This is a genomic window from Roseivivax sp. CAU 1761 (genome assembly GCF_054482755.1).
Genome location: NZ_JBTLRM010000056.1, coordinates 1 through 10,493, shown reverse-complemented (window position 1 = coordinate 10,493; position 10,493 = coordinate 1). Strand labels below are relative to the sequence as shown.

At 62.2% G+C, this 10,493-nt stretch carries 10 protein-coding genes and 1 pseudogene; 7 read left to right on the top strand and 4 right to left on the bottom strand.

Features of this window, described 5'->3' with window-relative positions:
- Positions 1–162: 162 nt before the first annotated feature.
- From ACXYMW_RS19385 to ACXYMW_RS19365, 5 genes are all read left to right on the top strand, one after another.
- Complete coding sequence (locus ACXYMW_RS19385; RefSeq protein ID WP_459036975.1) at positions 163–636, top strand: hypothetical protein; 474 nt, start codon at positions 163–165, stop codon at positions 634–636.
- A gap of 48 nt (positions 637–684) precedes the next feature.
- The gene (locus ACXYMW_RS19380; protein ID WP_459036974.1) at positions 685–1,431 is read left to right on the top strand and encodes a hypothetical protein; all 747 of its coding nucleotides are present in this window, start codon (positions 685–687) and stop codon (positions 1,429–1,431) included.
- A gap of 97 nt (positions 1,432–1,528) precedes the next feature.
- The gene (locus ACXYMW_RS19375) at positions 1,529–1,993 is read left to right on the top strand and encodes a GNAT family N-acetyltransferase (protein ID WP_459036973.1); all 465 of its coding nucleotides are present in this window, start codon (positions 1,529–1,531) and stop codon (positions 1,991–1,993) included.
- Positions 1,994–2,048: 55 nt separating this feature from the next.
- Positions 2,049–2,612 (top strand): hypothetical protein, encoded by a 564-nt coding sequence (locus ACXYMW_RS19370; RefSeq protein ID WP_459036972.1) that lies wholly within the window; start codon positions 2,049–2,051, stop codon positions 2,610–2,612.
- Positions 2,613–2,906: 294 nt separating this feature from the next.
- The gene (locus tag ACXYMW_RS19365) at positions 2,907–3,029 is read left to right on the top strand and encodes a hypothetical protein (protein WP_459036971.1); all 123 of its coding nucleotides are present in this window, start codon (positions 2,907–2,909) and stop codon (positions 3,027–3,029) included.
- Between the two features lie 42 nt (positions 3,030–3,071).
- Here ACXYMW_RS19365 and ACXYMW_RS19360 read toward each other — a convergent pair whose 3' ends face one another.
- The 4 genes and pseudogenes from ACXYMW_RS19360 to ACXYMW_RS19345 all read right to left on the bottom strand — a co-directional run bounded on the left by ACXYMW_RS19360 (position 3,072) and on the right by ACXYMW_RS19345 (position 7,318).
- Positions 3,072–4,277, bottom strand: coding sequence for a TRAP transporter large permease (locus ACXYMW_RS19360; protein ID WP_459036970.1), 1,206 nt, complete (start codon positions 4,275–4,277; stop codon positions 3,072–3,074).
- A gap of 91 nt (positions 4,278–4,368) precedes the next feature.
- Positions 4,369–4,917, bottom strand: a pseudogene (gene dctP / locus ACXYMW_RS19355) (TRAP transporter substrate-binding protein DctP); the annotation flags it as partial.
- Complete coding sequence (locus tag ACXYMW_RS19350; protein WP_459036969.1) at positions 4,826–6,775, bottom strand: AMP-binding protein; 1,950 nt, start codon at positions 6,773–6,775, stop codon at positions 4,826–4,828. The gene ACXYMW_RS19350 and the pseudogene dctP, both read right to left, overlap by 92 nt.
- Before the next feature lie 165 nt (positions 6,776–6,940).
- Positions 6,941–7,318 carry a hypothetical protein gene (locus tag ACXYMW_RS19345; protein ID WP_459036968.1) on the bottom strand — a complete coding sequence of 126 codons (378 nt, stop codon included), beginning with the start codon at positions 7,316–7,318 and terminating at the stop codon, positions 6,941–6,943.
- A 1,445-nt stretch (positions 7,319–8,763) separates the two neighbouring features.
- On the opposite strand from ACXYMW_RS19345, the gene parS reads away from it, so the two are divergent.
- Positions 8,764–9,231 (top strand): type II RES/Xre toxin-antitoxin system antitoxin, encoded by a 468-nt coding sequence (parS, locus tag ACXYMW_RS19340; protein WP_459036967.1) that lies wholly within the window; start codon positions 8,764–8,766, stop codon positions 9,229–9,231.
- Positions 9,228–9,725 carry an RES family NAD+ phosphorylase gene (locus ACXYMW_RS19335; RefSeq protein ID WP_459036966.1) on the top strand — a complete coding sequence of 166 codons (498 nt, stop codon included), beginning with the start codon at positions 9,228–9,230 and terminating at the stop codon, positions 9,723–9,725. The genes parS and ACXYMW_RS19335 overlap by 4 nt, the downstream gene beginning before the upstream one ends.
- Positions 9,726–10,493 lie beyond the last annotated feature (768 nt).

Sequence of the window (10,493 nt, the reverse complement as noted above, 5' to 3'; positions counted from 1 at the left end):
GGGCGATCCGCTCCGCGCGCCGAAAACGCTGCGCGGATCGCCCATTGCACCACCGGCGCACCCGCGCCAATCTGACCGCCGGGCTCCGGCTTCGGGTGGATGAAGAATGGGGGTCACAGCAGCGTTACCCTGGACGAGGGAGACTCTCGGTCGTCGCTGCCGGTGACGCGCGACAACCTGCGCGGACTCCGTGACGCGGGTCTCGCGGAGGTGGGCAAGATCGACATCTACCTCATGGATACGCTGGCTGAGGCGCGTGCCCTGGCCGTGGGCCTGAGCGAGCGTCCCCACAAGCAGATCGAGTGCTACCAGAACCCCTTTGGTTACGGCCTCGTTCTGTCCTGCGATCCCACGCTGAAGCACCAGATCACCCTGAATGATCGCCGGAAGCCGGCCCACGAGATCGGCGCGGTGGAAGACGAGGTCCGGTGCAGCTGGCACCTCACCGAAGAGCGCTACTACGGGTTCTCGATGTCTGACGACGAGATTGAGGCCCAGATGAACAGGTTCGCGCGTCGTCTGGGTGACATGGCCAAGGAAGTCGGGGTGGAAGCGCAGATGGAGCTGCGCGACGTGGCCGAGGAGATGAGCTTCGAGCACGACCTCGAGCAGGCCGGCATGGAAATGCGGATGTAAGTCGGCCGCGCCGATTTCAGAGTCATTTTTAGAGTCCAGGAGCCCCGAATGACAGTTCCCATCACCCACACCGTCGTCCCGCTCTACTACCGGGGTCGGACGCACGGTGGCCCCGATGTCACGGTCGTGAAGCCGCGCATCCTGGACGGCTACGTCTACGTCAACAGCGACAACCTTCTGAAGCTGCAAGCCAATGGTCTCGATGAGCAAGGCGCCATCGACATCTGGCTTCTGGATACCGTCGAGGAGGCCGAGACTGTCGCCTCCATCCTCGAGGACGGGGCCGTCTGCCAGAAGCTGCCCAATGGGAATGGGGTCGTGATGCGCACGACCCCCGGGAACTTCGAGGTCAATCTCCAGGACCGCCGCCGCAAGACGAGGACTTACGGTATCCCGGGCGACGAGGTCCACGGCAGCTGGGAGCTCGACCACGGGCAGATGCTCACCATGATGAACGAGGACGAATTCGAGATCGAGCGCTCCACGCGCCAGTGGGCCCGTGCCGTGGCGATGATGGCGCGGCACATGGATTCGTCCGCCATTCAGCAGCTGCAGGTGGACCTGGAGATGATCCCGGGCGCGTACGTTTCCTTTGCCTCCCGGGATGTGGGCTCCCTGGCCGAAGAAGAAGAGGTGGAGTTCGCGGACATGCCCGAGGCGCACTCGATCCTGTATCGCCGCGCGCAGAAATTCGATGCCCCCTCCATCCAGTCCGAGATCACCCGCGATGTGATGGGGAGCCTTTTCGATCTCATCGTCCCGGACGACGAGTTGGACGGCCCTGCCGGTCCGTGAGGAAAGCATGCACCTGCCGCATGGCAGGTGCCCCACACTGCCCTATCGAGCCCGCCGCCTCCTGCATATTTCTGCATTGCAGAAACGAGGTGCCGTCATGGCGTCAGCAGGAATTCAGAGCCCGAAGGTCCTCGCACAGGGACCCCTGAAGCGGGCCGCCACCACCCTACTCCAGCACTGGGAACGGCTGAGCCTGCGCTCTCGGGTCGGACGCTTCCACGGCGGCGTGGGCGACGATTGGCTGCGCGAACGCTCCCGTTCGGCGAGCCCGGACCTCTTGCTGGGGGTCGAGGCCGACGGAGAGACCCGGGCAGTAGCGGAGCTCTACAAGACGACCGCGGTGGACGCCGAGGTGGCGCTCTCGGTAGAGGATGCCTACCAGAGCCGCGGCTTTGGGCGCGAGCTCTTTGCTGCTGTTATCGAGCACGCCCGGAAAATGGGTGTCCACCGGATCGAGGCATCGTTTTCGCATGATAACCGGCCGATGCTGCGGCTTGCACAGAACGCGGGCGCCGAGATCGTCGCCGAAGACGGAGATCGCTGGGCGAGCATCACGCTCTGAACCCGTGTGTTGCAGGCCACGTGGCATCTGGTCTTTGAGAACCAGGGAGCCAGACATGACGAAGACGACACCGACCACCCTCATCCCGATCTACTTCGCACTCGATGATGGTGGCGGCTTCGGCTCCACCAGCCGGCCAATCGACCGACTGACGTTCGGAGCGCCGGGCTACTTCGATGACCAGGTCCTGGTGACGTCAGACAATCTGGAACAGATGGCCCGTGCCGGCCTGTCCGAGGTCGGGAAGCTAAGCATTATCGTCACCGACACGCATGTCGAGGCGATGCACCGCGCCGACGCGGAACGCAAAGGCGCGCCGGGAGACGTGGTGACAACCAGACTCCCCAATGGCAATGGGCTGGTCGTCATCAGCGAGACCGACCTCGACTTCGGGGTCAGTGTCGTAGATCTTCGATGCGAGGACGAAGCGGCCGAGATCTGGCCCCACTGCGTGGTCAGCTGCGACAAGCCGCGCGATGAAGTCGAAGCTCTCCAGGCGGACGCAGAAAACGACGCGTGCCTGGCCGCACTGAAGGCGCTGTGGCTGCTTGAGAAGCCAGGGTATCCGGCCCGGGATTCTCGAGGCTATCCAGCGACAAGTCGTCGAATTAGCCTCTGAAGCGCCCTGCTCCGAGGAAACGCTGACCTACTACTTCGTAGCGGTGAACAGTTGGGTCGAGCCCATCATGCGGGAAGGATTTCCCAGTGAGCCATTTCGCGACGGGTATGGGCAGAAATTTTCACATCTTTTCGAAAGTGTGGAGCGAGTACGGGCCATGGGAGGGGTTACAGAACTCCATTCGCCAGAAGACTTCAGGATCATTGCGGTCGAGTGCGAGCTTCTTCCTGTCATGGAAAAGCTCTCCACACCTCGCCCGCATCGAGGGTGATTGCGTGATCAAGGGGCTCGGAGGTGGCGATTGTCCCGGAGATCGGTGACACCCGGCCGATCAACCTGCACAGGATACCGTTCTCGGACAAGGAAAACCGGCACATCGAGATACGTGTGATTCTCGACAACCCGTGGATGCTCTGAATCCGGCGCACAGGCTCTTGAAATCGGACTGCGCGCCTAGCGTCATCGGTAGATGAGGTCTCGCATGCCGAGGGTCAGCTGCGGTGCGAAGGTGATCGTCACGAGCGCAACCAGCATCACCATGATGAACGGTAGGACGGCGCGGTAGATGCTGTCGACCGATATGCCGGCGACGTTGCTGGCCGCGAAGAGATTGACGCCGAAGGGCGGCGAGATGAAACCCAGAGCGAGGTTGATCACCATGATGATCCCGAAATGTACCGGGTCGATTCCGAAGGCCACCGCCACGGGGGTCAGGATCGGCGCCAGCACGATGATCGCGGCGGCGCCCTCGATGAACATGCCTATGACGAGGAGGAATAGGTTCACTCCGATCAGAAACGCAACCGGCCCGTCCAACATTTCGATCAGCCACCCGGTGACCATTGCCGGGGCGCCGGAGCGGTTGACGAGAAAGCCGAACAATCCGGCCGCTGCGATGATGAACATGATGACGGTCGACCCGATCACCGTACGTCGCAATACCTTCCAAAGGTCTCCGACACTCAGTTCCCGGTAGACCACGACCGCTACGAACAGGGCATAGAAGACCGCTACGATGGAGGCTTCGGTCGGCGTAAAGATCCCGCCATAGATACCGCCGAGGATGATCACGGGCATCAGTAGCGCGAAGGTGGCTCGACGCCCCGCACGCGCCAGCGACAGCCGCTCAACGTCCTCGTCCACATCCTTCCCGAAAACACGGACCCAGATCAGCACGAAGGTCATCAGGATGCCGCCGACGATCAGGCCGGGCACGATACTCGCGACGAAGAGCTCGCCGATGGATACGTCGGCCGCCACCCCGAAGAGGATGAGGGGAATTGACGGAGGGATGATCACCCCGAGCTCGGCGGAAGTCGCCTGCAGGCTGGCCGCCCATGGAGCCGGATAGCCATGTTTGCGCAGAGCCGGGATCATAATTGACCCGATGGCAAAGGTCGTGGCGGTTCCGGACCCGGAAACCGAGGCAAAGATCATGCATGACAACACGCAGGTGACCCCGAGGCTCCCTCTGATATTGCCGACGATGGCCTTGGCGAAATCAATCAGCCGCTGCGATATCCCGCCGGCTTCCATGATGTTGCCCGCGAGGATGAAGAACGGGATCGCGACCAGCGAAAACTTGTCGATGGCCACGTAGAATTGCTGGCCGATCAGGACCGGCGGCAGGCTGCTCAACAAAGTGACGGTGAGTACGCTGGCCATTCCGACGGCCACAGCAATCGGCACACCGACGAGCAGGAGGCCACACATCAAGATTACGAGCGGCGCGGCCATGGTTTCCCTTGGTGATGAAGCCGGGAATGCCGTTTTCGGCCCATGCCAGCGGCTTGAAGCCCTTTTGTCCGACTGCCTTGATGAGCTGTTCGCCGACGGGGCCATCGATCACCTTGCGCGCATGCTCGAGGTCTTCGAACAAGAACGGCAGGTCGAGCACACCGGTCTCCGGCACGAAGCTGCCCACGGTACCGAGCGAGGTCAGGACGAGGTCGATGGTGCCGAGCTGGACACCTTCAACCATTTCCCGTTCGCTTCCCAGACCGCCGGCGGGCACGATCTCGACCACGTAACGGCCTTCGGTCTTCTCCTCGACCTGGTCCGCAAATACCTGCGCGCCGGCCTGGTAATGCGAATTCTGAGACAGCGAATGACCCAGCTGCAACCGTGTTTCGGCGCCAGCCTGACTGGCAACGAGGGCCGCGGCAAGCGCGGAGAGGGCTACGTATTTCACCAAGATTTCCTCCCTTTGGTGTTTATGCGAAGTGCCGCGACGGATCGTCGGCAGAGCGTCGTTGGTCGGCGAGAGCAGTCTGAATTGCGTCGAGCGCGTCGGCGTTGGCGACATGCGACGCATCGAACTCCTCTCCTGCAGCAATCCTTTTCAGGATGTTACGCATCACCTTGTTCGTGCGGGTGCGCGGAAAATCAGGGACGAAGTGGATCTCGGAGGGCCGGAACGCGGTGCCGAAACTGTTCGCCACCGCCTCCGACAGTTCAGCAGGCGCCACCTGCTGTCCGGAGGTGCGAATACAAAAGAGTACGATGCGCTCGCCCTTGACGTCATCCGGGGCCGACACGACTGCGACCTCGCTGATCCCGGGCACGGCCGCGGCCACAGCCTCAACCTCGGCGGCCGCGATCCGCTTGCCGGCGACCTTCATCACGTCATCGCGGCGGCCCTTCATGTGCCAGTATCCAGCCGCGTCTCGCTCCACCAGGTCGCCATGGGACCAGCGGCCGGGGTGCCGCTTGCAGTAAGTCTCCCGGAAGACTTCCTCAGCTTTCCACAGACCTCGGGAGAGCCCAGGGGAACTGTGACCAAGGACCAATTCGCCGACTTCCCCAATCGGGGCCGGTGTCCCGTCTTCGCACAGTGACATGGCGCCCATGCCGGGCGCCGGTTTGCCAACACTGCCGGGAACGTCCTCGAGGAGCAGGTTTCCCGAGAGGATCGTCCCGCCGATTTCCGTGCCGCCGGTGTAGTTCAGGATCCGTGCACCGTTCCGCCCAAAATGTTCGGCGCACCAGGCCCACGCGCTGCCTCTCCATGCCTCCCCGGTCGACGCGATCACCCGGAGGGATGACAGATCGGTCTCAGGTTCCGGCGTGAGTTCCCGGACCATGAGGGAGCGCACCAACGTCGGCGAGAGGCTGAAGACGGAGACCCGGTGCTTTTCGAGAAGTTGGTAGACGCGATCTTCGGATGGATAGTCCGGCGCGCCCTCGGCAAGCACGAGGCAGCCGCCGACGGACAAAACGCCCACCGCCAAAATGGGCCCGGTGAGCCATCCGAAGTCTCCCATCCACATGACGCGGTCGCCGGAGCGGATGTCGAGCAGCAGACCCAGGTCGCAAAGCACCTTCAGAAGGAAGCCACCATGGGCGTGAACCGTGCCCTTCGGTTTGCCCGATGTGCCAGACGTGTATGCCACCATCAGGAGTGTCTCGGCGTCGCAGGGCTGCGCCGCCAGGCTGCCCTGCGAGGTCAGCGCGCGCCATGAGATCGTCTGATCACCCTCTGGTTTGTACTGCGACCCTGCTTGTAGGACGACGACCAGGGTCGACAGCGTCGGCACGCGCGCAAGTGCAGCTTGGGCGACATCGATAATCGCGATGTCGCGTCCCCGTCTTCGCGTGCTTTCGACGGTGATCAAGGCTTTCGCTTCCGCATCGGACAAACGCTGGACGACCGCATCGGCGCCGTAGCCCGAGAAGAGAGGCACGGCAACCGCGCCGAGACTTGCCACCGCAAGATATGCCGCGATGGTCTCCGGCAGCATGGGCATCAGAATGCCAACCCGGTCGCCTTTCCCCACGCCGCGCGCAGAAAGACCTTGAGCGGCCTGTCCGACTTCGTCGCGCAGCCTTTGCCTGTTCCAGATTGTGACATCGCCATCCTCAGACTCCCAGGCGATTGCTGGATCGGTCGCAGGGAACCGGTCCCCATCGATCCGCAGGCAGGTGTCCGCGATGTTCATCACCGCCCCGGGCAGCCATTCCTTGCCGTTCGAGATGTCGCCCGGTGTTGCCATGGCAGTTGGCGCCATGCGGAAGACCGGAGCGAAGTGTCTGACAACTGCATTCCAGAACCAGTTTGGGTCCTGATCTGATTTCTGCAGCAGCGCGTCGTAATCCGCCAGCGAGTTTGCGGCCAGAAAACCCGACAGATTACAAGTATCGCTTGAGATTTTTTGTTGCGACACGTTCAAACTCTCCCCCGACCTCAACGAGGGTTACGGTTCACGCGATCAAGGTCAAACGCAAACGTGAACTCACCGGCGACAAACCCGGCGTTGCCTTTCGCGAGCTTGAGGAGTTGGCTGCGAAGTGATCCTATCCCGCGCCCGTAAGCGCGAGCGCGAGATCGCTTAGGCCTTCATTCCTTCCAGCACGGCCTGCGCCATTCGCCTTGCATCCGGCTCTGCCCGGTGCGGCACGTCAGTCTGCTTCATGTGGTCCACGGTCCTCTGGAACGCTCCGGTGGTAGGCAGCACCATTGCCGCGTAGGAGAAGAAGTCCAGCATCTGGACCTGCGGCGGCTCCTCTGTCAGCGAGAGAAGTCGGCCGAGCCATCGGGCATCGAATTCCGGCGCGTCGCTGATCGCGATGCCGTTGTTCACTCCCCGAAACCAGTCGAGGACCTCGTCGGTCGAGCTGCCTTCCGCGTCCAGGTCATCGCGGCCGATCCCGTGGATCGCTTCACTCTCCGGAAGCCAGAACTCTATGGACCCGATGCGTATGTCCAAATCCGGCGTCCTTCACTAACGATGACGCCTTCCTCGATGCGCGCCACCCCGATTTCAATGGGCCAGCTGCTATGAACGAGCGAACTGGCTTCGATGTCGATGTCGATGAAGAATGAGGCGGACGTCTGCACGACGCCCTCCGTATTGGTCACTTGGCGCCCTTTCGTCGGCTCTTCAGTGATCTAATATTCGAAAGTTAATGGAGTTTTACCAGACCTTCGCCGTTCGAGGAAGGGGCGCCCGGGACGCACGGCGCGTCCCGGTGAGGAGTCTCAGTAGGTCCGGTATCCCGGTCAGCCTGCGTGCTCTACGAAGAGATGCTCCGGGGGCATCGCCTCGTAGAAGCGACGGTGAATCCCACGAATGAAGCCCACCGAAGTGGGCGCGCGGAGCTTACCCTTTGAATGAGTGTCGTTGATCCATTCCTGAACTTAGACTTCAGCGGCAGCTTCCTCGGCCAAGAGGCGGTTCTCAACATGGTCCAGCCTCCCCGCGAGAGCGGCCTCGATGCCGCGGGGCGCTTGTTATGGCCCTTGATGAGGTTCAAGTAATACGCGTTCAAAACAGGGGTCATCCTGCGTAGCTCAATCGCACTCTCCTGATTCAACCGACGACCGAGGGCCTCGGAGCGAGTTTCCAGAACCAGGTTCGTCAACTCGATCAGGACGCTTCCGTCAATACCACAAGGTTCGATCCGCACCGAAGTTTCCCGGGGGATTTTGCCGCTCGCCTGACAAGATATTTCCCTTGTCTGTATAGCACTTGCCGGATTGCGTTGTAACAAATTGCCGATCTCGGCTGCCGGTTTCAACGGACCGGAAGTTACGACCTTAAGACGAGGTCGCTCGGTCCGCATCCATGACGGCCTGCTAGGAAAGCGCCTCGGGCGTCGACCATGAACATGTGAAACGCGCTACCCGGGCCGCGCCGAAAGAAATGGCTTAGCGCCACGCGGATGTAGACCTCGTCCGAGTCCACGCAGCGGTCTGCGATGCGCTTCCCCAAGACCTTCGACGAACTGCTCAGCCCGCGGATCACTTGTTGGGAAAATTCGTCCTGGCCGGGCTGACGGTTGGCATTCCGTAGGATAAGACCGTTCTTCGCGGATCCACCTCCCCGGCGGCTAACGGGGCAATAACATGCGCGTTTTCTGGTACGACCGGCGCTCTTTATCGCAGAGATCCTTGGGCAGCGTCGCCTCGCCGTCGACAAGGAGGACGCGCCCGCGGAAGCCTCGCTAGACGTCTGACCAGACCTCTCGGCAATATTGTTCAGCAGAGGAAGCCTCCTCGGCATTGGTAGGCTTTCTTCGTTCCGAGAAAGTCGCTTGGCCGAGGCTTCCGGGCCTTTCGGAAGACCAAAGACTGCTGCATTCGCGGCCCCAGCTTGACGAGCGCCGCCATCAGGCGGATATTTTGCGTCAGTTGTCGCATACGGGACTCGAGATGGAAGCGGTGATCGGTGCAAGCGACGTCAGCAGCGCGATTGGACTTCTCGGCGGCGAGAGCGCCATCCACGCGCGAGTCCGGAACTCGCTGGATGTGCACGAGCTGCTGCTCAAGGGGCTTCCGGCCGATGCCCTGTTGCACCTTGTGTCGTCGCTCTCGTTCCTGGAACGAGGGGACGCTTTGCAGAATGCCATCGGCCTAAGTATCCGTACGTTGCAGCGCTACAAGTCGGGGAACGCCCGCCAGCTGCTGAGCGTGGAGCAAAGTAGCCGTGCCTGGCGGTTTGCCGAACTCTTTGCGCATGCGACCGAGGTCCTCGGCTCGGAGGGGGCGGCAGAGGAGTGGCTGACCCAGCCGGCCATCGGCCTCGAGAACCGTAAGCCGCTTGAGCCGCTGGCGACGTCCGCAGGCGTGGAAGCGGTCAGCGAGTATCTGACGCGGCTGGAGTACGGGGTCTATACTTGACGCCCCTAGCGCCGCCCCTGGCAAGCGGCGAATTCCGTCTTTGGAGGATCGATCTGAAGCGCCACGCGTCTACCTGGCAAACTGGTGAAGGGGCCTTTCGCGTCGGAGGTCGATGGAATCCCCCGGGCGTGCGTGCCGTTTGCGCCTCCCTCGACCCCGCCACGGCGGCTCTCGAGGTCGCCTTGCACAAACGCTTCCGCGTCCTCGACACACTGCACCATGTGCTGACCTCCGCCGTCATCACCGATCCCGAGCGCATCCACGTGGTCCCTCCCGATGAGGTACCAAACCCGAACTGGCTGATGCCGATCACTTCGGGGCGCAATCAGCAGGTATTCGGCGCAGAGTTGCTGCGCTCCAATGGGGTTGTTCTCATCCCGTCCGCAGTTACTCGGCATAGCTGGAACCTGATCTTCGAAGCGGACGCACTGGACGAACTGCTGCGAGACGTCGATCAGGAACGCTTCGCGCTGGATCCACGGCTTCAGGGCTAAAGCCGGGCGCGGTCACCGTGGGTACGCTCCGGCAGGAAAACCCTTCTCAAATCGTCCACCTTTGGAAAGCGAGATTTCAGCCGCGAAGGTCCGCCCCGGCAAATCGGCGCCCGAGATCCTAGCGGCACCGGAAAACGGAACAGCCGCCACTCGCGGGACCCGGTGACCAGGTCGTCCTCCCGGATAACCGCCTCGATCAGCGCTCGCTGAATTCCTTCCAGCTTGGCATGGGCTGCGCATAGTGACACAATGATGCAAGCCGACACCCAACGCGACGTTCAGTTCGACACCAGCCTGATCACCGGCGAAGAAACCGCGAGGGTTTGGCATGATCACCGCCAGTTCGCATGATGTGACCCAGCAGACGGCCCCGGAGCGGCCCGGTTTCGTCTTTCTCCTTGTGTCGACGGGATCGGGCGCCGGCGCTCCGACGTAGGCTGGACCTACAATGTCGGTGCCCGCCTCCGGGCCCACAATTCCGGCGAGGAGCGAAGGCCACCCGCGGGCGGGCATGGAAGGTCGCCTTTAGTGAGAAGCACTCCCCCAATGGGGACGCCATGGCTGCGGAGTACGCGCTCAAGCAGGACCGTCCCCACCGCATTTGACCGGTTGCTACCCTTCCATCCAAACAAAACGAGCATTCAAGTGCTGTGACCCCCATTCTTCATCCACCCGAAGCCGGAGCCCGGCGGTCAGATTGGCGCGGGTGCGCCGGTGGTGCAATGGGCGATCCGCGCAGCGTTTTCGGCGCGCGGAGCGGATCGCCCA

What these genes read in the sequence shown, in the direction of transcription:
- ACXYMW_RS19370 (WP_459036972.1), top strand. Translation starts at nt 2,049, where the DNA reads ATGACGAAGACGACACCGACCACCCTCATCCCGATCTACTTCGCACTC.
- ACXYMW_RS19360 (WP_459036970.1), bottom strand. Translation starts at nt 4,277, where the DNA reads ATGGCCAGCGTACTCACCGTCACTTTGTTGAGCAGCCTGCCGCCGGTC.
- parS (WP_459036967.1), top strand. Translation starts at nt 8,764, where the DNA reads ATGGAAGCGGTGATCGGTGCAAGCGACGTCAGCAGCGCGATTGGACTT.
- ACXYMW_RS19375 (WP_459036973.1), top strand. Translation starts at nt 1,529, where the DNA reads ATGGCGTCAGCAGGAATTCAGAGCCCGAAGGTCCTCGCACAGGGACCC.
- ACXYMW_RS19380 (WP_459036974.1), top strand. Translation starts at nt 685, where the DNA reads ATGACAGTTCCCATCACCCACACCGTCGTCCCGCTCTACTACCGGGGT.